Consider the following 26,457-nt stretch of genomic DNA (forward strand, 5'->3'; position numbering starts at 1 on the left):
CGGCGCCGCCGGGCGCCGTCCCGGGCCGCCCGGAGCCGCGCCGCGCCGGACGGCGGGGCCGCGCCGCTAACCACGCCAAAGATCTCCGCACACCGGGGCATCGCCAAGCCCGGTCGGGCGACGCCCCATGGCAGCGCAAATCATCGGCCCATTCCGGCATTGCCTTGGCCAGGGATTCGGGACGACCGGCAAGACCTCGACGCGGCATGGATATCGTCGCGTCGAGGTCGCCGGAGGGAGAAACATCAAGGCGAGTTCACCAACCGGGTCGCGCTCTTGCCCGAATGCGGGTTGTAATTGCCCGAGCGCACACCGGGCGGTCGCCGCCCCCGTCCCGCGCCCCCTGCGCCGAATAGCCGCCGAACGCGACGCGAACTGCCGATGTTGGAGGAGATGTACGGACGAACCACCCGCTGCGCGAGCCACCGAACCACCCTCTACCCGCGATCCGAGACCGGACTCCGCCCCGCAACGACCTCGATCACCCCGAAATCGGGAATTCGTCCTCAGGGTCGGCGTTCTACCGCGATCCACGCCAGAGGGATAACAGGCGCAATACACAGAACTCGCAATGTTCCCTGCTACCCGTTATAGCGGCGGTCTACACGCACTACAGTGGCGTCTTCAGTTCATTGCCGTGCGCCATTTCGTCGCGTCGGCACACGAAGGAGCATCGGTGGAAACGAATCACAACTTCCTGCAGACGGGGGGTCAACCGGTCTCGGATCGGATGCGGGAGTTGCTCGCCCGTGCGGCGCAGGACCACGTCTATGAACAGCGCTCACAGGGTCAGGTCCTGGACGAGATCCGCCAGCGGCTGGAAGGGATGGAGTGGCTGCTCCGCGAGGTCCGGGAGCGGGAGCTCAGCGGGCTGACCGGGCAGCTCGACAGCGTCCGCGGGCAGGTCGACGACCTGTCCAGCAAGCCCCCGGAGTGGGCCGAGGGGCTGGTGGACCACATCGAGGCGGTCGGCGAGCGGGTCAAGCCCGTCGCCGAGCTGCCGGCGCTGTGGGCCGACGTCGGCGTCGTCGCGGAGAACGTCGACGAGGGCCTGAACCGCATCCAGTCGGTCCTCGACTCCGCGCAGCAGATTACCGAGGCCACCCAGCAGGCCTCGCAGCGCATGGAGGAGATGACCAAGCGGCTGGACAAGCTCCAGGGCAGCATGGAGGCCGCGTCCGTCCGCTTCAACCGCCTCGACAAGTCGCTGGCGGAGCTCGGCCACCGGTCCGAGCGGCTGGAGCACTCGATCAACGGCGTGACCGCGCGGGTCGACCAGGCGCTCGGCGAGATGGCCGAGCGGATGGAGCAGGGCCTGGAGGCGGTCACCGGCCGCGTCGAGGGCGTCGGCGGGCGGCTGGACGGCCTGGACGGGCGGCTCGACGGCGTCGACGGCAGGCTGGAGGGCCTGTCGGGCAAGATGGAGGGGCTCGACGGCCGCTTCGAGAGCATCGACGGGCGCCTCGACGGCGTGGGCGAGCGCATCGGGCGGCTCCCGGCCACGCTGGAGATCGGCGAGCTGCACCGCCTGCTGGCGGACCTCGCGCAGCGCCCGACGCTGGACCACAGCGACCGGTTCGACGCGCTGGAGAAGCACCTCGCCGACGCGGTCGACCCGCTGATCGAGGAGCTGCGCGCCCGGCCCGACCGGGACGAGGTCAGGGCGACCATGTCCCAGATCGCGGAGACGGCCTACAGCGACGTCGCCAAGCGGATGGACGAGTTCTCCCGCCGGTTCGAGGACGTCCACGAGGACGTCCGCAAGCGGATCGAGGGGATCCACGAGGAGGTCGCGAAGAAGGTCGACGGCGCCCTGGAGGAGTTCACCACCCAGGTCGACATCGTGTCGCGGCGCGTGGAGTCGGTGCACTCCGACGTGACCAAGCAGGTCGAGTCGGTGCACAACGAGGTGGCCCGGCAGGTCAGCGGGGTGCACGACGACTTCGGCAAGCGCATCGGCGACATCCACGAGGACGTCACCCGCCAGGTCGGCAGCATCCAGGAGACCGTGGCGAAGCAGGTCGGCAACATGTCGGAGGACGTCGCCCGGCAGGTCGGCGGCGTCCAGGAGGAGTTCGCGCGCCGCGTGGAGAGCGTGCAGGACGAGGTGGGCCGCCGCGCCGAGGCGGCGCAGGCGGAGTTCGGCAAGCGTTTCGCCGACGTGCAGGACGGCATCGGCCGGCGCGTCGACGGGGTCCACGACGACGTCTCCAAGCAGGTCAACGCGGTGCACGAGGACGTGCTCAAGCGGCTGTCCACGCTGGAGGAGACGATGCTCGCCCTGGCCGAGGCGCTGCTGCGCCCCCGCCGGGACGGCAAGGACTGACGGACCGGGAACGCCGGGTGGGGCCCACGCGGGCCCCACCCTTCGCGTTCCGGGGCCCGTCCGGCGGCGTCCCGATACCGCACGGAATCCGCGAAGTTTGTCCGGCAATAGACCGTGACGACCAGAGAGCCTTCCCCAAGACACGGCGATGACGTGCACTTTGTTACGTTCCGTCTTCGCAAAATCACTCCCAATACCCATCGGAATCCGTTTTCATGGATCTCGTGACGCACACAACGGCTCCCGGCCTGCCGACCGGCGCCCCGCCCAGCCACGCCACCCTGCGGTGGGTCGAGGCATGCCTGGGCGAGGGCTCGGAGGTGCGCATGGTGCGGCCGCTGGCGGGCGGCTCCGCGCACAGCAACCACGCGCTCCTGGTCGAGAGCCGCTCGGGCAGCGCCCACCGGCTCGTCCTGCGCCGCTGGACGGTCCGCGACACCGGCCCCGGCCCGCTCTCCGGCCCGCTGTCCGGCCTGGGCCCGGGCTCCGGCCCGAACTCCGGTTCCGGGCTCGGCGCGGGCCTGGGCACCGGCTCTGGCCTGGGCGCCGGCGCGGCCGCCCGCCGCTCGTTCGTGGACGGCGAGTTCTCGCCCGAGCGCGAGATCGCCGCGCTGGCCCTGCTCGCCGGATGCGAGATCCCGACCCCGTCGCTCGTCGCCGCCGACCCGGCCGGCGCCTACTGCGACGTCCCCGCGCTGCTGATCACCCGGCTGGTCGGCCATCCGCCCCGGCCCGCCCCCGACGACCTGCCCGAGTACCTCATCCAGCTCGCCGCGGCGCTGCTGTCGGTGCACGCGCTGAACGGCGCGGCCACGATGCCGCCGTACGTCCCCGGCAACCGGCTCGACCTGCGGCTCCCGCCCAAGCACGCGCTGCGCCCCGAGCTGTGGGAGCGCGCGTTCGAGGTCGCCGCGGGCCCGCCGCCGGCGGCGCCCGCCCGGTTCATCCACCGCGACTACCACCCCGACAACACGCTCTGGTCGTACGGGAAGCTCACGGGCATCGTCGACTGGTCGGACGCCTCGTCCGGCCCCGTCGCGATCGACATCGCGTCGATGCGGCGCGGCCTCGCCGTCCGGTACGGGCGGTCCGTCGCCGACCGGTTCCTCGCGGCCTTCGACCAGGTGTCGGGCGGCTACCCGCACGACCCCTACTGGGACGTCCGCTGCCTGCTCGACCTGCTGCCCGAGGACGACGGCCGCCTCCTCGACGAGGCGGAGGTCCCGCTCCTGGAGGACTACCTCGCCGCGCTGCTCGCCGAGATCAACTGACAGTCCGGCGCGGCGCGGCGGCTCAGAGCGTGACGGCCTCGACCGGCAGGCTGGAGTCGGCCGGCACCTCCAGGTCGGACGGCGCGAGCCCCGACGCGACCAGCTCCGCACCGAGCGCGGCGACCATCGCGCCGTTGTCGGTGCACAGCTTCGGGCGCGGCACCCGCAGCCGCACCCCGGCCCGCTCGCAGCGCTCCGCCGCGAGCGCCCGCAGCCGCGAGTTCGCCGCGACGCCGCCGCCGATCAGCAGGTCCCGGACGCCGTTGTCCTTGCACACCGCGAGCGCCTTCTGGGTGAGGACGTCCACGACGGCCTCCTGGAAGGACGCCGCGACGTCCGCGACCGGGACGGGCTCCCCGGCCCGCTCCCTGGCCTCCACCCAGCGCGCCACGGCCGTCTTCAGGCCGGAGAACGAGAAGTCGTAGGTGCCGTCGCTGTACTTGCCGCGCGGGAACGCGATCGCGGCGGGATCGCCCTCGCGCGCCATCCGGTCGATCACCGGCCCGCCGGGGAAGCCGAGGTCCAGGACCCGCGCGACCTTGTCGAACGCCTCGCCCGCCGCGTCGTCCACGGTGCTGCCGAGCGGCCGGACGTCGCCCGCCACGTCCGGAACCAGCAGCAGCGACGAGTGGCCGCCCGACACGAGCAGCGCCACGCACGGCTTCGGCAGCGGCCCGTGCTCCAGCTGGTCGACGCAGACGTGCGCGGCGAGGTGGTTGACGCCGTACAGCGGCTTGCCGAGCGACAGCGCGTACGCCTTCGCGGCCGCCACGCCGACCATCAGCGCGCCCGGCAGCCCCGGCCCCGCGGTGACCGCGAACGCGTCCACGTCGGTGAGCGACACGCCCGCGTCGGCGAGGGCGCGCTCCACGGTCGGCGTCATCGCCTCCAGGTGGGCGCGCGACGCCACCTCGGGCACGACGCCGCCGAACCGGGCGTGCTGCTCGACGCTGGACGCGATCGTGTCGGCCAGCAGCGTGTGCCCCCGGACGATGCCGACGCCCGTCTCGTCGCACGAGGTCTCGATGCCGAGCACCAGCGGCTCGGAGTCGCGGATCACGGTTCCTCCCTGCTGAAGCCCACGGGGCGGCGGCGCAGCACGCGGCGCATCACGACCGCGTCCACGTTCGAGGGCTGGTAGTAGCGCTTGCGGACGCCGACGCGCCCGAACCCGAACCGCTCGTAGAGCCGCCGGGCGGGATCGTTGTCGGCGCGGACCTCCAGGAACACGGCCTCGCTGCCGCGCCGCGCCGCCTCGTCCATCAGCTCGGTCAGCAGCGCGGTGCCGATGCCCGCGCCGCGCATGTCCGCGCGGACCCCGATGGTCTGCACGTCGGCCTGGTCGCCCGCCGCCGCGAGGCCCGCGTAGCCGACGATCTCGCCGGGCGGCGCCTCGGCGACGACGTAGTGCCGGGTGCGGGGCTGGTCGGCGAGCTCCTCGCGGAGCATCTCCTCGCTCCAGGCGTCCTCGGGGAACAGCAGCCGCTCCAGCCGGTGGACGGCGGGCAGGTCGTCGCCCGTCATGGCCCGCAGGACGACGTCGCTCACGCCGGGGTCACCTTCTTGCGGGGACCGGGCTCCTTGGCGTCGGGCCTGCGCAGGTACAGCGGTTCCGGCGGCAGCAGCTCAGGGCCCCGCTCGCCCGACAGGCGCGTCACGGCCAGCTCGGCGAGGGCGGTGGCCGTGGGCAGCAGCGGCTCGTGGTCCGTCCCGCCGAGGACGCTCGCGTACAGGGCCGCGCCCTCGCCCACGACCGGCAGGCCGTCGGGCGCCCCCTCCAGGACGTCGGACGCCGGGCCGACGGCGGGCTCGGTGGCGCGCACGCCGTACGAGTCGTACCGCGCCCAGTAGACCTCTTTGCGGCGGGCGTCGGTGGCCACGGCGAACGGCTCGTCCCTGCCGGACGCCCACGCGATGGCGTCCAGCGTGCAGACGCCGTGCACCGGGACGCTGAGCGCCTCCCCCATGGCGCGGGCGGTGACCAGGCCCACCCGCAGGCCGGTGTACGGGCCGGGCCCCACCCCCACGACGATGGTGCTGAGGTCGGCCGGCGCCGCGCCCGCGTCCGCCAGCACCCGCGCGATGGACGGCGTGAGCAGCTCCGTGTGGCGGCGCCGGTCCACGGCCTCGGCCGCGCCGCGGCGCAGCGCGCCCTCACCGGGGACCCACTCGTACAGCGCCACGGTGATCGCGGCGGTCGCGGTGTCGAAAGCCAAGACCAGCACGGGCTGAAAGCCTAGTGCAGGCGCGGGGCTGCTTCAGGAAGCAGGGCGTGTCCCGGCCCCGCCCGACCCGTCGCGCGGCGCCCGGACTCCCCTCAGGACTCGGCCAGGCGCTGCAGGACGGTCTTGCCCACCTCGATGGCACCGTCCACCGCGTCCCCCGAGGCGAGCGGGTCGCCCTTGTTGGAGCCCGAGTAGTGGATCGTCACCAGCACGTTGACGGACCGGATGTTCGCGATCGCCTCGCCCGACCCCTGCCCCTTGTCGACGCTGTAGACGGCGTAGCCCTCGTCGCCGATGCCGTCGATCTGCTTCTTCTCCGTCAGCTCCTGGCCCGCCAGCAGCGCCTTCCCGGACTCGTCGTCCTTGCGCTCGGCGCCGAACGCGCCGCGCGCGGCATCGGTCGGCGACTGCGCGCCCGTCCCCGCGATCGCGCGGAGCTCCACCGTGAGCTGGCGCTTGCGGTCGCCCGCGTAGGCGCCCCAGACGCACTGGTTCTGCCGGTCGCTGCTCTGGTAGTTGTCGGCCTGGTTGCGCTCGGCGTCGGGCGCGAGCCGCCCGGCGAGGTCGTCGGGGACCAGCGTGCAGGCGTCCGGGACGAGGGACCGCTCGCCCTTCGACATCGGCGAGCTCTCGGCGGCGCCGCTGCCGACCGCCTGCCCGGCGTCCCGCCTGCCGCTCGCGCCGACCCCGCTCATGATCGCGACCGCGGCCAGCACGCAGGCGGCGACGCCCGCGGCCACCCCGGCGAGCGTGATCGCCACCTTGCGGCCGGCGCGCCGCTCGCGGACCACGCGATGGCTGCCGGTACCGGCCCGGTAGTTGCCGCTGGACGACCGGTAGCCGCCGCTGCTCGTCCGGTACCCGCCGCTGGGCGTCGCGTACCCGCCCGTGTCGCTCTGCGGGGCGCCTCTGCTCGCGGGACGTCCCGGCTGCGTCGGATGCGGCCCGTACTCGCGATCGCTCATCCCGAACCCGCCGCTGGACGCGCCGTACCCGCCGCCCCCGGCACCCGAGCCGCCACCCTGCCCGCCGTACCGCCCACTCCCCGCCCCATAACCCCCGCTACCCGCGCCATAGCCCCCACTACCGGCGCCGTACGCACTGCCTCCAGCACCGCCGGAGCCGCCGCTCCCCGCGCCGTACGGGCCGCTCCCCGCGCCGTACGCGCTGCCCCCGGCGCTAGAGCCACCGCCCTGCGCGCTGTACCCGCCGCTCTCCCCGGTGTACGCGCCGCCTTCAGCTCCGGGGCCGCCGCTTCCTGTGCTGTAGCCGCCGGTCTCCGCGCCGTACGGGCCGCTCCCCGCGCTGTACGCGCTGCCTCCGGTGGTGGCCGGGCCGCCCTGCGTGCCGTACGGGCCGGTCTCCGCGCCATACGCGCCGCTCTCGGCGGCGTACGGGTCGCTCGTGCCGTACGGCCCGCCGGCCGTGCCGTATTCGCCGCCGCCCGCGCGGTAGCCGCCGCCTGCCGCTCCCTGGCCACCGCCCGAACCGCGGTAGTCGTCCGTGCGGCGATCACCGCTGCGATGGCTACCACTCACCGGATCCCACTCCCGCTGCGAGCAAATCTGATATGTCACGAAGGTGAGGTTCGTTCCGGCAAAGAGTACGACATGTCAGTACGAACTGACCTCCCCTGGAGTTGCAAAAAACTCAGAAGAACCCGCTCGTTTCTCAGGAGCGGTCGAATCGGGGCGTCCGCGGCGGGCGCCCGATGGGCTCAGCCGAGATCGAGCCGCAGGTCGGCCCAGCGATCACCGACCGGTTCGATCCTTACCGCGCGCTCCTCGCCGGGACCGTTCCCGCGCGAAATGATCACTTCCAGCCGGTCCTCGGCGAGGCCCTCCGCGAGCCCTTCTCCCCATTCCACGATCGTGACCGATTCGGCGACGGACGCGTCGAGATCGAGGTCGTCCAGCTCCGCGAAACCGCCCAGCCGGTAGGCGTCCACGTGCACCAGCGGGGGGCCGCCGGCCAGCGACGGGTGGACCCGCGCGATGACGAAGGTGGGCGAGGTGACGGGTCCCCGGATCTTGAGGCCCTCCCCGATCCCCTGCGTGAGCGTCGTCTTGCCCGCGCCCAGCTCGCCGGTCAGGACGACCAGGTCGCCGGCCCGGAGCCGGGCGGCCAGCCGCAGCCCGAGCTCCCGCATGTCCGCGGCGGTGGGCACGGTCAGGGTGATGGCGTTCACGCCGTTCGCTCCTCCTCGTACTCCGGCCGGACGCGGTCGATCAGCCGGCGCAGCCCGCCGGTGACCACGCCCGGATACTCCAGCGGCAGCACGTGCCCGGCGTCGCCCACCTCGACGAGCTCGGCGTCCGGGAGGGCCTCGGCGATGCGGCGGCCGTGCGCGGCGGGGGTCAGCCGGTCCCGGCCGCCCGTCAGCACCAGGACGGGGACCTTGCCGATCACGTCGAGCGACGCCGCCTTGTCGTGCGCGACGAGCGCGGGGTAGAACTCCGCGATCACGTCGATGGGGGTCGCCCGGATCATCTGCTCCAGGAAGTCGACCACGGTCGGGCTCACGTACTTGTCGGCGAACGCCATCTTGCGGGTGACGACGAACGCCAGGTCGGCGCCGAGCCCGCGGGCCCGGTCCACCAGGTCGGCGCGGCGGCCGAGGCCGCGGAGCGCGCTCGGCGCCAGCGGCCGGACGAGCTTGGCCAGCACCAGAGGCAGCCCGAGCGTCATCTCCGCGAGGTCGCCGCAGGACGTGTTGACGAGCGCGACGCCCGCGACCCGCTCGTCGAACAGGTCGGGATGCCGGTCCGCCAGCGCCATGATCGACATGCCGCCCATGGAGTGCCCGATCAGGATCACCCGTCCGCCGGGGCGGACGGCGGCCCGCAGGACGGCGTGCAGGTCCTCGCCGGTCTGGTCGATCGTCGCGCGCGTGGGGTCGCTGCGCCCGGAGCGGCCGTGGCTGCGCTGGTCCCAGAACACCATGCGGAACCGTCCGGCGAGGTCGCGCCGCTGGTAGTGCCAGGAGTCCTGCGTGAGCGTGTAGCCGTGGCAGAAGACGAGGGTCAGGTCGGCGTCGTCGGGGCCGTCCACCTCGGTGTGCAGCCGGAGGCCGTCGTCGGCGGTGACCTCTAGCTCGCGGCCACGCAGCTCGCCGAAGGGCTCGGCCGCGTCCGGGTCGGGCCGCAGCCGCACCCGCCCGACGGCGAGGTGCCGCAGGCCCACGGCCGCGCCTATGCCCGCCGCGCCGACGCCCGCGACGGCGCCGGCGATGCCGATCCTGCGCTTGCTCCTGCTTCCCATGTGCGCGCCCCCTACAGCGCCCGTCCCGGATACGCCCTCGGCACCCGGGACCCGATGCGGGTGACGATCTCATACGAGATCGTGCCCAGTGCGTCCGCCCACTCCTGGGCGGTCGGCTCGCCGCGGTCGCCCGGCCCGAACAGCACGACCTCGTCGCCCGCGGCGAGCTCGTCGTCGCCGAGGTCGATGACGAACTGGTCCATGCAGACCCGCCCGGCGATCCGCCTGCGGCGCCCGCCCGCGAGGACCTCCAGCAGGTTCGAGCCGTGCCGCGGGACGCCGTCCCCGTACCCGGCCGGGACGACGGCGAGGGTCGTCTCCCGCTCGGTGCGGTAGGTGTGCCCGTACGACACGCCGCTGCCCGCCGGGACCCGCTTGACCAGCGCGGCGTCCGCGACGAGCGTCATCGCGGGCCGCAGCCCGAACGTGCCGAGCGCGGGCACGGGCGTCAGCCCGTACGTCGCGATCCCCGGCCGGACGAGGTCGAACCGCGCCTCCGGCAGCGTCAGCGCCGCGGCGGAGTTCGCGAGGTGCCGGACCTCGAACCGCGCGCCCGCCCGCTCGGCGTGCCCGACCATCGCGGTGAACGCGTCGAGCTGCGCCGCGTTGGACGGGTGGCCGGGCTCGTCGGCGCAGGCGAGGTGCGAGTAGACGCCGGCGACCCGCAGGTGCCCGCCGGCCTCGGCCTTCAGCGCGGCGTCGACGAGCGCGGGCCAGTCGTCGCCGGCGGCGCCGCCGCGGCTCATGCCGGTGTCGGCCTTGAGGTGCACGCGGGCCGGGCGCCCGGCGCGCTCCGCCGCCGCGACGATCTCCTCGATCAGCCAGCCGGCGCCGGCGGTGAGGTCGACGTCCCGCGCGACGGCCTCCTCGTACGGTTCGCCGGGGACGCCGAGGCACACCAGCGTGCGGGCGGTGACGCCGGCGTCGCGCAGCCGCAGCGCCTCGGCGAGCTTGGCCACGCCGAGCCAGGACGCGCCGCCGGCGAGCGCGGCGCGGGCGGCCTCGACGAGCCCGTGCCCGTACGCCTCGGCCTTGACCATGGCCATGACCTCGGCACCGCCCGCGCGCTCGCGCAGCAGGGCGATGTTGCCGCCGATGGCGTCGAGATCGACGCGCGCCTCCGCTGGAACCCTCATGGTCACCCAGTGTGCCCGCCCCGGGCCGGTGCCCGGCGCATCCTCGGCCTGTGCAGGGCCGATACGGCATTCCCCCCGGTCTGCCCCTTGAGCACTCGCGGTGCTCCGTATCCCCTTAGACGCGAGGGTCTCCTACCGGGTTCATGCGGTCAACTCGATCTCGCGACCGTGCGGAAGGCCTCCGGGAGCGCCCGGATCACGTCGTGGGCGCTGATCGGCGACTCGCCGCGGCGCGCCGGGTCGGGGGCGGCGGCGAGGCGGGCGGCGAGGCCGTGCAGGTAGGCGCCCGCGGCGGCGGCGTCGAGCGCGGGCATGCCGCCGGCCAGCAGCGCGCCGATCAGGCCGGAGAGGACGTCGCCGGTGCCGGCGGTGGCGAGGCGCGGCGTCCCGGTCGGGTTGACCCGGACGGGGCGGTCCGGCTCGGCGACGAGTGTCGTCGAGCCCTTGAGCAGGACGGTCGCGTCGAGTTCGGCTGCGGCGCGCCGGACATGTTCCAGCCGCGCCGCCTCGATGGCCTCCCGGCCGGCGCCGATGAGCCGGGACAGCTCGCCCGCGTGCGGGGTGAGGACGGTCGGGGCGGAGCGGAGCAGCAGGTCGCGGCGGCGGGCGAGGACGGTGAGCCCGTCGGCGTCCACGAGGACCGGCAGGTCGGTGGCGAGGGCGGCGGTGAGCAGCGACTCGGCCGCGTCGCCGGTGCCGAGGCCGGGCCCGACGACCCATGCCTGGACGCGGCCGACGGCGTCCAGGACGTCGCGTCCCGGGGACCCGCCCGGGTCGATCACGGTCGTGACCGCTTCGGGCCACCGGTGCCGGACGAGCTCCACGGGGTGCGCCACGGACGCGAACCGCACCATGCCCGCGCCGCCGTGCACGGCGCCGCCGGTGCTGAGGACGGCCGCGCCGGTGAACGCGTCGCCGCCCGCGAGGATGCCGACCACGCCGCGCCGGTACTTGTCGGACTCGGAGCCGGGCTCGGGGGGCCGGACGTCCTCGGGCCAGGGGGCGACCACGTCGGGGTCGGGCAGGTCGTCGCCGAGGCCGATGTCGACGAGCTCGACGACGCCGCAGTGCGACGCGCCGGGGTCGATCAGGAGGCCGGGCTTGTAGGTGCCGAAGGTGACGGTGACGTCGGCGTGGACGGCGGCGCCCTCGACCCGCCCGGTGCCCGCGTCGACGCCGCTCGGCACGTCGCAGGCCACGACCGTGCCGGCGGCCGTGGACGCGTGCGCGGCGAGCGAGGCGTGCGGTTCGCGCAGCCCGCCGGAGCCGCCGATCCCGGTGAGCCCGTCGATGATCAGGTCGGCGTCCGCGATGGCCGCCTCGGCCTCGCCGTCCAGCAGCCGCCCGCCGGCGGACCGCAGCGCCGCCAGCCCCGCCTCGTGAATCTTGGAACCGGCCCGGACGGCCCGGACCCGGGCGCCCCTGCGGGCCAGCCGCGCGCCGGCGTACAGGGCGTCGCCGCCGTTGTCGCCGCCGCCGACGAGGAGGACGACCCGCGACCCGTAGACGGCGGGGAGCAGGCCGGCGCAGATCGACGCCAGCCCGGCGGCCGCCCGCTGCATCAGCGCGCCGTCCGGCAGCCGGGCCATCAGCGCCCGCTCCGCCTTCCGCACGTTGCCGACCTCGTGCGCGTACCTCATCAGCAGCTCCCCACCCGCGCCGTCCCGCCGATCACCTCCCCAGGGTGTCACGGCGGGGGCGCTCCGCGACCGGACGGGTGGCGCCGCGGTGACAATGCTGAGCAAGTTCCGATGAAAGTTGCATTGCCATGTGCGCAAAATAATCTCCCGCCGTAGAATCTCGTTCATCGGTCCGATGTGTTCGCACTGCCGCGTCCCCGTACGGCAGAATGCGCCCTGAACAGTCCGTCCAGGACTGGAGAGGCTCCGGTGATGAGCACTTCCCGAGGTCCCTCAGTTCGGCAACGACGGCTGGCCGCCGAACTCCGGAGACTGCGCGAGCGGAAGGGTCTCACCGGAGACGAGGTCGCCGAGCGACTGGCCTGGTCCACCGCCAAGGTCAGCCGGATCGAGAACGCGCGGACCGGCGCGAAGATCAGTGACGTGCGGCGTCTCCTCGACCTCTACGAGATCGACGGTGCCCGGCACGGGGACCTCATCGCCCTGGCGCACGACGCCGCCGAACGGGGCTGGTGGGAGGACTACCGCGACCTGCCGAGCCCCCTCGCGGACTTCATCGCCCTGGAGTCGGAGGCCACGGCGGTCCGGGAATGGGGCAGCACCGTCTTCCCGGGCCTGCTGCAGACCGAGAGCTACGCACGGCATGTGATCGGTGGCTGGAGCGCCCTCGCCACGCTGCCTCCGCAGGAACTGGAGCGCAGGGTCGAGGTGCGGCTGCGCCGCCAGGAACTGCTGCGCCGGCCGAAGCCGCTGGAACTCTCCGTGGTCCTGGACGAAGCCGTTCTGCAACGCCGGATCGGCGACCGGAAGGTCATGCGCGAGCAACTCGAACATCTGTGCCGGATGACCGAGCATCCCGGCGTGTCCGTACAGATACTCCCGCTGGACGCAACGCACTCGGTTTTGGCGGAAACATTCATTTTGCTGGAATTCTCGCCGGTGCATGACATCATCTTTCCTGATATCGTGCACACCGAATCGCTGACAATCAGCCACTTTGCGGATGAGACTGTTACGTATATGTACAGGCTCGCCTATAAGAACCTCGCAGGCCAGGCTTTGACCGCCGCCGAATCCCGGCGGCGCATCATCGAGGCCAGAGACGCCTGGTAAGGGCCCGCGGAGTGGCTTAACCATGTGAAAGGCACTCGGTGTCCCCTTTCGCCACTCCTGCTCCGCACTGGCGGAGAAGCGCCCACTGCGGGGCGAGTAACACCTGCGTCGAAGTGGCCGCAATGGCCGATCCGTCCCTTTCGGTAGGGGCACGTGACGCGAAGCACGGAACGCAGAGCCCGGTCCTGTCCTTCTCCCAGGGAGAATGGCGCGACTTCGTCGAGCGAGCCAAGAAGGGCGAGTTCGACCTGGGCTGAACGGGCTCGGCGGCGCCCCGTCCCACGTCCCGCGAGGGAGCGGGACGGGGCCCCGCCGGACGGGCCCGCCCGCGCCGCGGCGGCACGACGGGCGCCGTGGCCCGGTCCATCGCCCTCCCACCAGGAACCCTGGTGCTACCTGGGCGCTCCTGCCCCATCCGCACCACCGGGCCGTCCATGATCAGCCGTTTTTGGCGATCTTGTTACCGTGTGCTTGAGCACGGGCAGCGCGGCCGCGGGCGGATGCAACTTTCATGGCAGGAGCCGGAATGAGTTTCGATGCGACACCGTCCTCCCCCTGGCGGAGGAGCAGACGATGCGGCGCGAGCAACGGCTGTGTCGAGATCGCACGGACCGGCGGCGGGATGGTCTGCGTACGCGACGGAGACGGCGTGGACGAGGGAGCCGGAGACCGACTGGTGTTCGGCCCCGAGGAATGGCGCCGCTTCACCGAGGAGGCGAGGAGCGGCCGATTCGACCGGGCCTGAGAATTTCACACGTGATGGAGATTCTCATTTCCGTCGGGAAATGAGATCCATGCCACACCAATACGCTCCGGCGGTCACTCGACGGTGACGGACTTGGCGAGGTTGCGCGGCTGGTCGACGTCGTGCCCCTTCGCCGTCGCCAGCTCGCACGCGAACACCTGGAGCGGGACGGTCGTCACCAGCGGCTGGAGCAGCGTCGGGACGGCCGGGACGCGGATCAGCGTGTCGGCGTACGGCTCGACCGACGCGTCGCCCTCCTCGGCGATCACGATGGTGCGGGCGCCGCGGGCGCGGATCTCCTGGATGTTGGAGACGATCTTGTCGTGCAGCACGTCGCGGGCGCGCGGCGGGACGACCACGACGACCGGCAGCCCGTCCTCGATCAGCGCGATGGGGCCGTGCTTCAGCTCGCCGGCCGCGAAGCCCTCGGCGTGCATGTACGCCAGCTCCTTCAGCTTCAGCGCGCCCTCCAGCGCCACCGGGAAGCCGACGTGGCGGCCGAGGAACAGGACGCAGTGCTCGCCCGACAGCGACCGGGCCAGCTCGCGGACCGGCTCCATCGTCTCCAGGACCTTGTCGACCTTCTCCGGCATCCGCTCCAGGAGCTGGACCATCGCGAACACCTCGTCGCCCCACTTCGTCCCGCGCACCTGCGCGATGTAGAGCGCGATCAGGTAGACGGCGACGAGCTGGGTCAGGAACGCCTTGGTCGACGCGACCGCGATCTCGGGCCCCGCGTGCGTGTACAGCACGCCGTCGCACTCGCGCGGCAGCGTGGAGCCGTTGACGTTGCAGATGCCGAGGATCTTGGCGCGCTGCTCCCGGGCGTGCCGGACGGCCATCAGCGCGTCCATCGTCTCGCCGGACTGGGAGATCGCGATGACCAGCGTCGTCGGCGACAGGATCGCGTCCCGGTAGCGGAACTCGCTGGCCAGCTCGACCTCGCAGGGCAGCCCGGCCCAGTGCTCGATCGCGTACTTGGCGATCAGCCCGGCGTGGTAGGACGTCCCGCACGCCACCACGATGATCTTGTCGACCTCGCGGAGCGCCCGGTCGGACAGCCGCATCTCGTCCAGGGTCAGCCGGCCGTCGGTGCCGATCCGGCCGAGCAGCGTGTCGGCGACCGCCCGCGGCTGCTCGGCGATCTCCTTGAGCATGAAGTAGTCGTAGCCGCCCTTCTCCGCGGCCGACACGTCCCAGTCGACGTGGTACTCCTTCACCTCGGCGGGACGGCCCTCGAAGTCGGTCACCCGCACCCCGGAGGCGCGCAGCTCGACGACCTGGTCCTGGCCGAGCTCGATCGCGTCGCGGGTGTGGGCGATGAACGCCGCGACGTCGCTGGCGAGGAAGTTCTCGCCGTCGCCGACCCCCACCACCAGCGGCGAGTTGCGGCGCGCGCCGACGACGAGGTCCGGGTCGCCGGTGTACATCGCGACCAGCGTGAACGCGCCCTCCAGCCGGCCGCAGACGCGGCGCATCGCGGCGGCGAGGTCGCCGCCCGCCTTCAGCTCGTCCTCCAGCAGGTGCGCGACGGCCTCGGTGTCGGTGTCGGAGCCGAGCTTGTGGCCGGCCTCCTCCAGCTCCCCGCGCAGCGCGGCGAAGTTCTCGATGATCCCGTTGTGGATCACCGCGACGGAGCCGGTGCAGTCGGTGTGCGGGTGGGCGTTGCGGTCGTTCGGGACGCCGTGGGTCGCCCAGCGGGTGTGGCCCATGCCCAGCGTCCCGGGCGGCGGCGGCTGCTCCGCCAGCGCGTTCCGGAGGTTCACGAGCTTGCCGGCGCGCTTGGCCGTCACCAGCTCACCGTCGGCCAGCACGGCCACCCCGGCCGAGTCGTAGCCGCGGTACTCCAGCCGCGCCAGCCCCTCGACCACGATGTCCAGCGCCGGCCGTCCGCCCACGTATCCCACGATTCCGCACATGGTGGCCAGCCTATTCGGTGGCCGATCCCGGGACCTACCCGCACGCGGCGCGGAACGGTGACGCTAGCGTGGACGGCCGGTGAAATCCCGGAGGCCCCGGCGGGCCTCCCATTACTGTTCAGCCATGACGAGCGGATGGGACAGCGTGCCGAGCCCTTACGTGGAACTCTCCCGCGACGCCTGGCGCGCCCTGCGGGAGAGCACCCCGCTGCCGCTCACCCCGGGCGAGCTGGACGCGCTGCGCGGCCTGCGGGACCCGATCGACATCACCGAGGTCGAGGAGGTGTACCTGCCGCTGTCCCGGCTCCTGAACCTGTTCGTCCAGTCGGACGGGCGGCTGCGCGACACCGTCAGCGGGTTCCTCGGCGGCGAGGTCAAGCCGACGCCGTTCATCATCGGGGTCGCGGGCAGCGTGGCGGTCGGCAAGTCGACGACGTCCCGGCTGCTGCGGACGCTGCTCGCGCGCTGGCCGGAGCACCCGAGCGTGGAGCTGGTCACCACCGACAGCTTCCTCCACCCGAACGCCGTGCTGGGCGAGCGCGGGATCATGGACCGCAAGGGCTTCCCCGAGTCCTACGACCGGCGCGCCCTGGTCCGCTTCGTGTCCGCGATCAAGGCGGGCGCCGAGGAGCAGGCGATCCCCGTCTACTCGCACCTGGAGTACGACATCGTCCCGGACGCGGTCCAGACCGTCCGGCGGCCCGACATCCTCATCGTCGAGGGCCTCAACGTGCTCCAGGCGCCGCCCGCGGGCCAGCTCGGCGTGGCCGACTTCTTCGACTTCTCGATCTACGTGGACGCCCGCGTCGAGGACATCCGGCAGTGGTACGTGGACCGCCTGTTCGCGCTGCGCCGCACCGCGTTCACCGATCCCCGCTCGTACTTCCACAAGTACGCCCACGAGCTGGACGAGGACGAGACCGCGGCGTTCGCCCAGCGGGTCTGGCGGGACGTCAACGAGATCAATCTGGTGTCCAACATCCTTCCGACCCGCGCCCGTGCCACGCTCGTCCTGCACAAGGACCGCGACCACCAGGTCCAGCGGGTCCGGCTGCGCAGGATCTGACCGCGTCCCGGAACCGGGCCGGGCGCCCGCGAGTCGAACCCGTCACCCGATCTTGAGAGACGGACCGAAGAGGGAACCAGGAGCGATGCCGGACACACCCCCCACCGACGAAGCCCCCCGCGACTTACTGCCGCCACTGCTGGCCGAACCGCCGTGGACCAAGGCGCCGCGCGACCGGGAGCCGGTCGTCCTCAAGGGCCTGAAGGTGCCCGACGAGCCGACGGCCGTCCTCTGGGGTCCGGGCGAGCGCGAGGAATGGGCCGGCGAGGGCCGCAGGAACTATCCGCCTCCGCCCGAGGGCACCGACTGGGACGGCGTCCTCGCGGCGTTCCCGGACCCGTCCGCCGCCTACAAGGAGAGCCGCCCGTCGAGGGCCCCGCTCTACGGCCTCCTCCTCTACGGGCCCGAGGACCTGGCCCGCACCGTCCTCGCGGACGAGCGGTACTACCGCGCCATCGACGGCACGAGCCTGCTCCAGGGCATCGCCGCCCGGTTCGAGCTGGCGGCGCTGCCGCTGCTGCTGCACGCCGACAACAAGTGGACGCTGAGCCCGTTCCGGAACGCCGAGGTCGCCCAGAGGCTCCTGAAGCTGGGCGACAACACCTGGCAGGACCCGGCGCCGGCCTACTTCGCCAAGCACGGCCCGGCCGCCGCGACGCTGATCATCCCGGACGCGCTGCGCCGTCCCGGGCCGAGGCGCGCCCGCGCCGAGCGCCTCCTGCGCGTCATCGCCGACGCGCACGGCGTGGACGCCGTGCTCGACGCCGCCCGCCCCTACGGCGAGGAGACGCGCCGGGCGGTCGCCACGCTGCAACTCGACCCGCTCGAACGGTTCCCCGACCCGCTGCCGAAGCCCGGCTTCGACCCCGCGGACCTCCCCCCTGTGCTGCTGCGCGGGACGAACCTGGCGCTGCCCGAGGACGCCGTCCGCCATCTCGTCACCATGCTCCTGATCTCGACGCCCGACGTGCCCTACGCCGGGGTCGAGCCGGTCATCGAGGCGTGCGACCCGGCGTCGCTGGCCGAGTTCGCCTGGGCGCTGTACGAGGCGCACCCGGAGCCCAAGTCGTGGGCGGCGCCCGGGGTGCAGTACGCGCTGCGCCGCCTGGGCGACGACCGGACCGCCGCCCGCCTCGCGGTGAGGGTCGCGCGGTGGGACAAGGCGATGGTCTACTCCTGGAACGGGACGTCCGCGCTCTACGTGTTCACCTCCATCGGGACGGACGCCGCCCTCCGCCATCTGCACCGGCTCTCCCAGAAGGCGACGGACAAGAAGCGGATCCGCCCCTGGGCGCAGAGCATCCTCACCAGGATCGCCGAGGAGCGGGGCCTCTCCGCCGAGCAGCTCGCCGACCGGCTCGTCCCCGACCTCGGCCTCGACGCCGAAGGCGGCATGACCCTCGACTACGGCCCGCGACGCTTCCGGGTCGGGTTCGACGAGCACCTGAAGCCGGTCGTGACCGGCGAGGACGGCAAGCGCCGCAAGTCGCTGCCCAAGCCCGGCGCCAAGGACGACCCGGAGCTGGCCCCGGCCGCCCACCGGCGCTTCGCCGAACTGAAAAAGGAGGCCAGGACCGTCGTCGCCGACCAGGTCCGGCGCCTTGAGGCGGCGATGGTGAAGGGCCGCCGCTGGACGGCCGAGGAGTTCGAGACCGTCCTCCTCGGGCACCCGCTGCTCTGGCAGGTCGCCCGGCGGCTCGTGTGGGCGTCCGGCGGCACCGCCTTCCGCGTCGCCGAGGACCGCTCGCTCGCCGACGCCGCCGACGACGCCTTCGCGCTCGTCCCCGGCGCGGACGTCGAGCTGCCGCACCCGCTGCGCCTGAAGGACGTGGACGCCTGGGCGAGGGTCTTCGCCGACTACGAGATCCTCCAGCCGTTCCCGCAGCTCGGCCGGGCCGTCCACACGCTCACCGACGAGGAGCGCGGCACCGGGCGCCTGGCGCGGTTCGAGGGCCGCATCGTGCACTTCGGCAAGATCCTCGGCCTCGCCGACCGGGGCTGGAAGCTCGGCGAGAAGGAGACGGGCGGCTTCCGGCGGCACGTCTCCCTCGAACTCGCGGCGGACCGCCACGTCGTCATCGACCTGGACCCCGGCGTCCGGGTCATCGCCCCGGACGAGTACGCCGAGCAGCAGCTCACGTCCGTCCGCCTGTTCGACCGCCCCTACGGCAAGCAGTACCCCTTCGGCGACCTGGACCCGGTCGCGGCGTCGGAGCTCCTCGCCGAGCTGACCCGCCTCACGGACACGCCCGCCAAGTAGAACGCCAGCACGCCCTCAGCCCGCGCGTCTCCCGTGGAGACGCGCGGGCTGAGGGGGCGGAAGGCTATTCGGCGCTCGCCACGGGGAGGGAGCGCAGGCGGTAGGCGGCCAGGAGGGTGCCGGCCGCCGTGACGGCGACCAGCAGCGCGATCGCCACCGGGAGGTCCACGGTCGACTTCACCGGCGACGCCGACGTCAGCGCGTCCACGACGGACAGCGCCCACTGCTGGATCGACGCCGACTTCGCGCCCGGCGCGAAGTTGCCGAGCAGCGTCTCCCAGACCAGCGCGTACAGCAGGCCGATCGTGACGGCGTTGCGGCTCAGCACGGCCAGCGCCACGAACACGGCGCTGTAGGCGACGCCGCCGACGAGCACCCCGACGGTGAAGGCGGGCGCCATCCCCGCGGTCGTCCCCTGGAGGACGATGCCGGACATCAGCACCGGCACCACCGCGAAGGCCGCCACCAGGACGATCGCCACCGCGAGCTTGGTCAGCACGATGACCTGGCGCGGGATCGGCTTGGTCAGCACGTACATGATCTGGCCGTCGTCGATCTCCGGGCCGATCACCCCGGTCCCGGCGATGAGCGCGAGCAGCGGCAGCAGCGTCGCCAGCCCGAACCGCTGGAGCACGTCCGCCGAGATGTCGATGTCGTTGTTGTCCGTGACCCGCAGCACGACCGACAGGACGAGGAGCACCAGCGGCAGGGCGAGCAGCAGCAGCGCCCGCCGCCGCCCGAGCATCGCCCGGAACGTGATCACGGCGATCGTGGCGTTCATGCGGTCACCTGCGCGCGGTTCGTGGGCTGCTTCATCGGGCCACCAGGTAGGAGAAGACGCTTTCGAGGGATTCGTCCGCCGGCGAGACCTCCCACAGCCGCACGTCGGCGTCGCGGGAGACCTGCGGCAGGAGCCAGGTGAAGCGCTGGAAGTCGACCGCCTCGACCGTGAGGCCCTTGTCGGTGAGCTGGACGCTGCGGGCCGACCCGTCGGCGATGACGGCGGCGGCGAGGCGCCGGTCGTCGGACGAGCGGACGAGGAAGATGTGCGGCCGGTCGGTCATCAGCCGCCGGATCTTGCGGAAGTCGCCGGACGCCGCGTGCCGCCCCGCCACGATCACCTCGATGTGGCTGGCGAGCCGCTCGACCTCCTCCAGGATGTGCGAGCTGAACAGGATCGTGCGGCCCTCGTCCGCCATCCGCCGGATCAGGTCCATGAGCTGGAGGCGCTGCCGCGGGTCCATGCCGTTGAACGGCTCGTCCAGCAGCAGCACGGGCGGGTCGTGGACCAGCGCCGACGCCATCTTGATGCGCTGCTTCATGCCCTTGGAGTAGTTGCCGATCTGCCGGTCGGCCGCGTAGCCCATCTCCACCAGGGCGATCGCGCGCTGGGCGGCGGCGCGCGGGTCCGGGAGCTTGTGCAGCTTCGCCATCGCGAGGATGAACTGCTCGCCGGTGAGGAAGTCGTAGGCCGCCTCGCGCTCCGGGACGAGCCCGAGGCTGCGGTAGATGTCCGGGTTCTGCCAGATGGGCGCGCCGTCCAGGCTGATCGTGCCGGACGAGGGCGCGAGGAAGCCGCCCATCATGTGGATCAGCGTCGACTTGCCCGCGCCGTTCGGGCCGAGCAGCCCGGTGACGCCGGGACCGACCGTCATGGAGATCCCGTTCACGGCGACGACGTTGCCGTACCAGCGGGACACCCCTTCGAGCCTCAGCTCGGTCATGACAGGCCCGCCTTCCTGAAGCGGCGGTACAGGACCGCGATCGAGCCGAGGACGATGGCGGCGCACAGCGCCAGCGCGACGACGCCGCCGCCGACGCCAGGCGGCACCTGCACCGCGGACTTCTCCGCGCCGAGCAGCCGCACCTGGACGATGTCCACCAGGTTGAACGGCGCGAACAGCCCCACCCAGCCGGACAGGGTGAAGTTCGTCCGCGCCTCCGCGATGCCCTGGATGATCAGGACGAAGGTGCTGGAGAGCATGAAGACGGCGATGACCGCCGCGACGCCGAAGCCGCGCCGCGGGGTGAACGCCGCGACGACCATCCCGATCGACGCGAGGACGACCGCGAACAGCGCGCAGCCGACCAGGGCGGCCAGGTACCGGCCGAGCTGGGCGGTGGAGTCCGGGACCTTGGTGACGAGGCCGCCGACGTACAGCACGGTGACGGGCACCGCGATCAGCGCGAACAGGGCGGTCGTCATCGCGGCGACCTTGGCCAGGACGAAGTCGAGGTGGCCGACGGGCCGCGAGAAGTACAGCGGGACGACGTGGAAGCGCAGCTCGCGGGAGGCGAGCACGGGCGCCTGCGTCGCCAGGAAGATCGCGATGATCACCTGGAGGACCGTCGCGTAGGACGAGTAGCGCATCAGCGCGTCCGCCTGGTCGGTGACCGCGACGACCGCGACCGAGCCCGCGGCGGGCAGCAGCATGATCGCCGCCAGCAGGAACGGCATCACCTTCGCCCGCGCGGGCCGCCCGAGCCCGAACGCGGCGCGGACGTTGTGCACGTACAGGGACCGCAGCACGTAGGCGCGGCCGTTGCGGCGGCCGTCGTAGTGCCGGTAGCCGATGTCGTGGATCGTGCTCGTGGTCATCGCGGCGCTCCCTGCTGCGGTCCGGGCGCGGCCTGCGGCGCCTGCGGGGCCTGCGGCGCCTGGGTCGCCGGCGGCTGCGGCTGCGGCGGCTCGGCCTGGAAGACCTCCTCGATGTGGTGGCGGCGCTGCTCCATCCGGATCAGCCGCAGCCCGAGGTCGGCGACGCCGTCCCGGATGAGGTCGTAGGTCGTCTCACCGGCGATGTCGATGACGAGGAACCTGCCCTCGGGACGCACCGAGACTCCCTGGTCGTGGAGCCGCCGCCCGAGGTCGTCGCGCCCCTCGTCCACCTCGACGGTGAGCACGCCGCTGGCCGCGGTGTAGGCCTCGACGGCCTGCGAGCGCAGCAGCTTCCCGCCGTCGATGATGACGACGTGGTCGCAGACGCGCTCCAGCTCGCCCAGCAGGTGCGAGGTGACGAGGACGCTGATCCCGAACTCGGCGCCGATGCGGCGGATGAGGTCGAGCATCTCGTCGCGCCCGGCCGGGTCGAGGCCGTTGGTCGGCTCGTCCAGGAAGACGAGCTTCGGGTCGTGGACGAGGGCCTGCGCCAGCTTGACCCGCTGCCGCATGCCGGTGGAGTAGCCGCCGATGGGCCGGTAGCGCTCCTCGTAGAGCCCGACGTGGCGGAGCGTGTCGGCGGCGCGCTCGCGGGCGGCGGTGGGGGGCAGCCCGCACATGCGGGCCATGTGGACGACGAACTCCGTCGCCGAGACGTCCGGCGGCAGGCAGTCGTACTCGGGCATGAACCCGACGCTCTCCCGGATCCGGACGCCCTCGCGGGCGATGTCGAGACCGAGGACCGTCGCGGTCCCGGCGCTCGGCGGCAGCAGCCCGAGCAGGATCTTGATGAGCGTCGACTTGCCGGCGCCGTTGGCGCCGACGAGCCCGACGACCCCGGGTTCGACGGCCACCGAGAGGTCGTCCAGGGCGGTCACCCGGGGGAACCTCATCGTCAGCCCCTGGGTGGCGATGATCGGCATATCCCGAACCTAGTGCCTGGACCGGTGCCCCCGCGTCCCTCTCAGGTCTGACCGGAGGCGGCCTTAAGGCTGACCGCCGACGGCCGTCCCCTTCCTCCGGAGGACGACGTGCCACACCCAGCGCTGGACGAGCAGCGTCGCCGTCCCGGCGATGACCATGCCGGCGAGGTTGACGCCGAGCTGGAGCAGCGAGCCGCTGATCTCGCTGCCGTGCCGGAGCGCGAGCGCGACCGCGAGGTTGCCCGCGGCGGGCACGGTCGTGACGGAGATGAAGACCCCGACCAGCGCCGACGACTTGCCCGCCGTGAGCGACAGCACCCCGGCCGCGCCGGCCAGCAGCGCCACGATGAACGACCAGCGGTCCGGGCTGTAGATGAACGCGGTGAGCGGCCGCTCGTCCGGCAGCCGGTCCAGCTCGATCACGCCGATCCACTTGCTGACCAAAGCGCACACGTAGGTGATCACGATCGCGACGGCGAACCCGACCGCGAGCGCGCGCAGCGCGGCGGCGATCCGCCGCGGCTGCCACCGCGTCAGCCCGTAGCAGATCGCCGCGACCGCGCCGAACTCCGGGCCGAGGACCATCGCGCCGACCACCAGGACGGGCGAGTCGATCAGCGCGGCGATTCCGGCGAGCTGCGTCGCCAGCGCGAGGAACGCGACGAACGACCAGGTCAGCGCCGTCCCCTCGCCGACCTGCCGGTCGAGCTCCGCCCACACCACCGCGTCGTCGCCGTGGCCGGGAGCGCGCTCCTCGGCCAGCTCCGCGGCGTCCGACAGCGACAGGTCGATGTTCTCCACGGCGATGGACCCGTCCCGCTCGATGCCGAGCCGCCGCAGCTCGGCGAGCACCTCGTTGGCGGCCTCGCGCGCGATGTCGCCGGTGACGAGGTCGCCGCGGGGCACGCGCGCCGCGTCCGGGAAGACGACGATGTTGGTGGCGCCGGCGCAGGCGGCCAGGGCCGTACAGACCGCGTCCGTGCGGTCCGGGGGGACGATCGCTCTCAGGTGCAGCACGCGGTCCATCGTGCCGCAGGACACCGCTCAGAGCGCGGTAACCGCAGGTCACGGCTTTACGTCGTTTACTTCCCGGCGGACCCGGCAAAATTAACCATAAACCCCCCGGAGCGTGACTACATGACAACAGCCCGTATTCTCGACGGTCGGCGCGTACAGCAGAGATCCGGAATGAAACGCCGGACGGCGGCGGTGGCGGGGCTCGCGCTCGCCGTGCCGCTCGTCCTGAGCGGCTGCAAGGACGACCCCGTCCTCTCGGACGGCGGCACCGCGTCGGCCGCGCCCGGCGGCTCCAAGCCCGCCTCCGGCGACACGGGGAAGGCGCGCAAGGAGCTGTCGCAGCTCCGGATCGCCTCGGAGGGCAGCCAGAGCGGCTACAAGCGCGACAAGTTCGGGACCCGCTGGAAGGACACCGACCACAACGGCTGCGACCAGCGCAACGACGTCCTCGCCCGCGACCTCACCGACGTCGAGAAGAAGGGCAAGTGCGTGGTCGTCTCGGGCCGCCTCCACGACCCCTACAGCGGCAAGAACATCACGTTCAGCAAGTCGGACGCGGCCGAGGTGCAGATCGACCACGTCTACCCGCTCGCGCTCGCCTGGCGGATGGGCGCCTCCAAGTGGGACGAGGACCGGCGCGAGAAGTTCGGCAACGACCACGCCAACCTGCTCGCCGTGTGGGGCGTGCCGAACCGGCAGAAGAGCGACTCGGGCCCCGCGGAGTGGAAGCCGCAGAAGGGCTTCCAGTGCGCCTACGCCGTCAAGTACATCGCGATCGCCGATAAGTACGAGCTGCCCGTCACCCGGGGCGACCACGACGCCCTGCAAGACTTCCTCGCACGCTGCTGACCGGACGGCCCGCGCGGACGCCGTACACCGACGCCGTACACCGGCGTCCCCGCGCGGGCCTGCGGGTGCACGCTGGGCGGCGCGGGCGGCGACCTATGCTCGACCCATGAGCAGCGAACCCCACGACACGCCCGCGCAGTCCCCCAACGGCGAGGCGGCCGGTGAGGCGCCCGGCGCCCGGCCCGGGCACCCGCGCGTCCGCACCGAGCGCGGCATCGGCGCCCGCGCCACGGGCGCCGAGGTGACCGGCGCGTCCGCCACCGGCTTCGCGCTGCGGGTGGGCAACGGCTTCGGCGCGCTCGCGATGGGCTCGATGGCGCTGGGCGCCCTCGCCGTCGGCGCGCTCGCCATCGGCAAGCTCGTCGTCAAGCGCGCCGTCGTCCACCAGCTGGAGGCCGGCACGGTCGAGATCAGGCACCTCAAGGTCGGCCGCCTGGAGATCGAGGAGTCCTGACGGCCGCCGGCCCCGGACCGCGGCCCGCTCAGCCGAGTGCGGTGCGGACCACCCCGGCCAGCCGCTCGGCGACGTCCCGCGCGTGCTCCTGCGACGCCGCCTCCACCATCACCCGGACCATCGGCTCGGTCCCGCTCGGCCGGATCAGCACCCGGCCGGTGTCGCCGAGCTCGCCCTCCGCCGCCGCGACGGCCTCCGCCAGCTCCGGCGAGGTCGTCGCGCGCCCCTTGTCGACGTCCTTGACGTTGACGAGCACCTGCGGCAACCGCGTCATCGCCTTCGCCAGCTCGTCCAGCGGACGGCCCCGGCGGACCATCGCGGCCAGCAGGTGCAGGCCCGTCAGCACGCCGTCCCCGGTCGTCGCGTGGTCGAGCATGATGACGTGGCCGGACTGCTCGCCGCCGAAGCCGAAGCCGCCCTCCTTCATCGCCTCCAGCACGTACCGGTCGCCGACCGCCGTCTCCACCACCGAGATCCCGGCCTCGCGCATCGCGAGCTTGAACCCGAGGTTCGACATCACGGTCGCGACGACGGTGTCGGCCTTGAGGGAGCCCGCCTCCCGCAAGTCCAGCGCCAGGATCGCCATGATCTGGTCGCCGTCCACGATTTCGCCCGTCGCCGTCACGGCGAGGCAGCGGTCGGCGTCGCCGTCGTTGGCGATGCCCGCGTCCGCGCCGTGCTCCCGGACGGCCCTCTGGAGCGCCTCCAGATGCGTCGAGCCGCACCCGGAGTTGATGTTCAGCCCGTCCGGCGCGGCCCCGATCGTGATCACCTCGGCGCCGGCCCGGCGCAGCGCCTCCGGCGCGACGTCGGACGACGCGCCGTTCGCGCAGTCCACGACGACGCGCAGCCCGTCCAGCGACACCGGGACCGTCGTCAGCAGGTGCGCCACGTACTGCTCGACCGCGCCGTGCGCCTCCCGGACCCGGCCGACGCCGGCGCCCGTCGGCGGCTCCCACTCCTCGCCGAGCCGCGCCTCGATCCGGTCCTCGATCTCGTCGGGCAGCTTGTAGCCGCTGCGGTCGAAGAACTTGATCCCGTTGTCGGGGGCGGGGTTGTGCGAGGCCGAGAGCATCACGCCGAGGTCCGCCTCCAGCGCGTGGACGAGGTGCGCCACCGCCGGCGTCGGGAGCACGCCGAGCCGCAGCACGTCCACGCCGGCGCTCGCGAGGCCCGCCACCACGGCGGCCTCCAGGAACTCGCCCGACGCGCGCGGGTCGCGCCCGACCACCGCCAGCGGCCGGTGCCCCTTGAACGCGCCCTCCTCCCCCAGCACGCGCGCCGCGGAGACGGACAGCTCCATGGCGAGCCGGGCGCTCAGATCGCGGTTGGCGAGCCCGCGTACGCCATCGGTCCCGAACAGACGACCCACAGTTCAACACTCCCGAGAGACAGAAAGACCGCAGAGACGGAAAAGACCGCGCGGACGCGTCCGGAGGCGCGCCCCCGTCCGCTCCGTGCGGTCAAATCTAACGGGCCCGTCCCGCCGCGTCCCCGGACCTCGGTGAACCGGCGGCCGATATGCGCCCTGGCTGGACGCGCGGGGACGGGCGGGCCGCACCGGCCCCGGAAAAGCGGACGAGCCGCCGCACC

At 73.0% G+C, this 26,457-nt stretch carries 24 protein-coding genes; 9 read left to right on the plus strand and 15 right to left on the minus strand.

Annotated features, from left to right (window positions below):
- Window positions 1-730 precede the first annotated feature (730 nt).
- Both E1300_RS19965 and E1300_RS19970 read left to right on the plus strand, forming a co-directional pair.
- Window positions 731-2,326, plus strand: a complete 1,596-nt coding sequence (locus E1300_RS19965) for a hypothetical protein (RefSeq protein WP_165502916.1) — start codon at window positions 731-733, stop codon at window positions 2,324-2,326.
- 215 nt (window positions 2,327-2,541) lie between these two features.
- A complete protein-coding gene (locus tag E1300_RS19970) occupies window positions 2,542-3,597 on the plus strand; it encodes an aminoglycoside phosphotransferase family protein (RefSeq protein ID WP_131758548.1) in 1,056 nt (351 codons plus the stop codon).
- Between the two features lie 22 nt (window positions 3,598-3,619).
- Here the strand turns inward: E1300_RS19970 and tsaD are convergent, their stop codons facing one another.
- From tsaD to E1300_RS20010, 8 genes are all read right to left on the minus strand, one after another.
- Window positions 3,620-4,657, minus strand: coding sequence for a tRNA (adenosine(37)-N6)-threonylcarbamoyltransferase complex transferase subunit TsaD (tsaD, locus tag E1300_RS19975; RefSeq protein WP_207399856.1), 1,038 nt, complete (start codon window positions 4,655-4,657; stop codon window positions 3,620-3,622).
- A complete protein-coding gene (rimI, locus tag E1300_RS19980) occupies window positions 4,654-5,145 on the minus strand; it encodes a ribosomal protein S18-alanine N-acetyltransferase (protein WP_278045369.1) in 492 nt (163 codons plus the stop codon). Before rimI ends, tsaD begins: the two co-directional genes overlap by 4 nt.
- On the minus strand, window positions 5,142-5,822 hold the full coding sequence (gene tsaB / locus E1300_RS19985) for a tRNA (adenosine(37)-N6)-threonylcarbamoyltransferase complex dimerization subunit type 1 TsaB (protein WP_131758549.1): 681 nt from the start codon (window positions 5,820-5,822) through the stop codon (window positions 5,142-5,144). Before tsaB ends, rimI begins: the two co-directional genes overlap by 4 nt.
- 92 nt (window positions 5,823-5,914) lie before the next feature.
- Window positions 5,915-7,360, minus strand: coding sequence for a hypothetical protein (locus E1300_RS19990; RefSeq protein WP_131758550.1), 1,446 nt, complete (start codon window positions 7,358-7,360; stop codon window positions 5,915-5,917).
- A gap of 179 nt (window positions 7,361-7,539) precedes the next feature.
- A complete protein-coding gene (gene tsaE / locus E1300_RS19995; RefSeq protein WP_131758592.1) occupies window positions 7,540-7,971 on the minus strand; it encodes a tRNA (adenosine(37)-N6)-threonylcarbamoyltransferase complex ATPase subunit type 1 TsaE in 432 nt (143 codons plus the stop codon).
- A gap of 35 nt (window positions 7,972-8,006) precedes the next feature.
- A complete protein-coding gene (locus E1300_RS20000) occupies window positions 8,007-9,083 on the minus strand; it encodes an alpha/beta fold hydrolase (protein ID WP_131758551.1) in 1,077 nt (358 codons plus the stop codon).
- An 11-nt stretch (window positions 9,084-9,094) separates the two neighbouring features.
- Complete coding sequence (gene alr, locus E1300_RS20005) at window positions 9,095-10,219, minus strand: alanine racemase (protein WP_131758552.1); 1,125 nt, start codon at window positions 10,217-10,219, stop codon at window positions 9,095-9,097.
- A 149-nt stretch (window positions 10,220-10,368) separates the two neighbouring features.
- Entirely contained in the window at window positions 10,369-11,859 is a 1,491-nt protein-coding gene (locus E1300_RS20010; RefSeq protein ID WP_131758553.1) for an NAD(P)H-hydrate dehydratase, read from the minus strand.
- Window positions 11,860-12,111: 252 nt separating this feature from the next.
- On the opposite strand from E1300_RS20010, the gene E1300_RS20015 reads away from it, so the two are divergent.
- The 3 genes from E1300_RS20015 to E1300_RS20025 all read left to right on the plus strand — a co-directional run bounded on the left by E1300_RS20015 (window position 12,112) and on the right by E1300_RS20025 (window position 13,717).
- Window positions 12,112-12,972 (plus strand): helix-turn-helix domain-containing protein, encoded by an 861-nt coding sequence (locus E1300_RS20015; RefSeq protein WP_131758554.1) that lies wholly within the window; start codon window positions 12,112-12,114, stop codon window positions 12,970-12,972.
- 38 nt (window positions 12,973-13,010) lie between these two features.
- Entirely contained in the window at window positions 13,011-13,229 is a 219-nt protein-coding gene (locus E1300_RS53470; protein ID WP_131758555.1) for a DUF397 domain-containing protein, read from the plus strand.
- 269 nt (window positions 13,230-13,498) lie between these two features.
- Window positions 13,499-13,717, plus strand: coding sequence for a DUF397 domain-containing protein (locus E1300_RS20025; RefSeq protein ID WP_131758556.1), 219 nt, complete (start codon window positions 13,499-13,501; stop codon window positions 13,715-13,717).
- A 74-nt stretch (window positions 13,718-13,791) separates the two neighbouring features.
- Here E1300_RS20025 and glmS read toward each other — a convergent pair whose 3' ends face one another.
- Window positions 13,792-15,636 carry a glutamine--fructose-6-phosphate transaminase (isomerizing) gene (gene glmS / locus E1300_RS20030; RefSeq protein WP_131758557.1) on the minus strand — a complete coding sequence of 615 codons (1,845 nt, stop codon included), beginning with the start codon at window positions 15,634-15,636 and terminating at the stop codon, window positions 13,792-13,794.
- A gap of 124 nt (window positions 15,637-15,760) precedes the next feature.
- On the opposite strand from glmS, the gene coaA reads away from it, so the two are divergent.
- Window positions 15,761-16,702 (plus strand): type I pantothenate kinase, encoded by a 942-nt coding sequence (coaA, locus tag E1300_RS20035; protein ID WP_131758558.1) that lies wholly within the window; start codon window positions 15,761-15,763, stop codon window positions 16,700-16,702.
- An 85-nt stretch (window positions 16,703-16,787) separates the two neighbouring features.
- Window positions 16,788-18,962 carry a DUF4132 domain-containing protein gene (locus tag E1300_RS20040; protein WP_131758559.1) on the plus strand — a complete coding sequence of 725 codons (2,175 nt, stop codon included), beginning with the start codon at window positions 16,788-16,790 and terminating at the stop codon, window positions 18,960-18,962.
- Window positions 18,963-19,026: 64 nt separating this feature from the next.
- On the opposite strand, the gene E1300_RS20045 is transcribed toward E1300_RS20040, so the two are convergent.
- From E1300_RS20045 to E1300_RS20065, 5 genes are all read right to left on the minus strand, one after another.
- On the minus strand, window positions 19,027-19,743 hold the full coding sequence (locus E1300_RS20045) for an ABC transporter permease (protein ID WP_131758560.1): 717 nt from the start codon (window positions 19,741-19,743) through the stop codon (window positions 19,027-19,029).
- Window positions 19,744-19,774: 31 nt separating this feature from the next.
- On the minus strand, window positions 19,775-20,686 hold the full coding sequence (locus tag E1300_RS20050) for an ABC transporter ATP-binding protein (RefSeq protein WP_131758561.1): 912 nt from the start codon (window positions 20,684-20,686) through the stop codon (window positions 19,775-19,777).
- Window positions 20,683-21,561, minus strand: a complete 879-nt coding sequence (locus tag E1300_RS20055; protein ID WP_131758562.1) for an ABC transporter permease — start codon at window positions 21,559-21,561, stop codon at window positions 20,683-20,685. The genes E1300_RS20050 and E1300_RS20055 overlap by 4 nt, the downstream gene beginning before the upstream one ends.
- The gene (locus tag E1300_RS20060; RefSeq protein WP_131758563.1) at window positions 21,558-22,544 is read right to left on the minus strand and encodes an ABC transporter ATP-binding protein; all 987 of its coding nucleotides are present in this window, start codon (window positions 22,542-22,544) and stop codon (window positions 21,558-21,560) included. Before E1300_RS20060 ends, E1300_RS20055 begins: the two co-directional genes overlap by 4 nt.
- 63 nt (window positions 22,545-22,607) lie before the next feature.
- Window positions 22,608-23,570, minus strand: a complete 963-nt coding sequence (locus tag E1300_RS20065; RefSeq protein WP_370785045.1) for a DUF389 domain-containing protein — start codon at window positions 23,568-23,570, stop codon at window positions 22,608-22,610.
- 162 nt (window positions 23,571-23,732) lie between these two features.
- On the opposite strand from E1300_RS20065, the gene E1300_RS20070 reads away from it, so the two are divergent.
- Window positions 23,733-24,410 (plus strand): HNH endonuclease family protein, encoded by a 678-nt coding sequence (locus E1300_RS20070; RefSeq protein WP_131758565.1) that lies wholly within the window; start codon window positions 23,733-23,735, stop codon window positions 24,408-24,410.
- 106 nt (window positions 24,411-24,516) lie between these two features.
- Complete coding sequence (locus E1300_RS20075) at window positions 24,517-24,864, plus strand: hypothetical protein (protein WP_207399857.1); 348 nt, start codon at window positions 24,517-24,519, stop codon at window positions 24,862-24,864.
- A 28-nt stretch (window positions 24,865-24,892) separates the two neighbouring features.
- Here the strand turns inward: E1300_RS20075 and glmM are convergent, their stop codons facing one another.
- Window positions 24,893-26,236, minus strand: coding sequence for a phosphoglucosamine mutase (gene glmM / locus E1300_RS20080; protein WP_131758566.1), 1,344 nt, complete (start codon window positions 26,234-26,236; stop codon window positions 24,893-24,895).
- Between the last annotated feature and the right edge of the window lie 221 nt (window positions 26,237-26,457).

It is taken from the genome of Actinomadura fibrosa, from assembly GCF_900659615.1.
Classification (GTDB): Bacteria; Actinomycetota; Actinomycetes; order Streptosporangiales; family Streptosporangiaceae; genus Spirillospora; species Spirillospora fibrosa.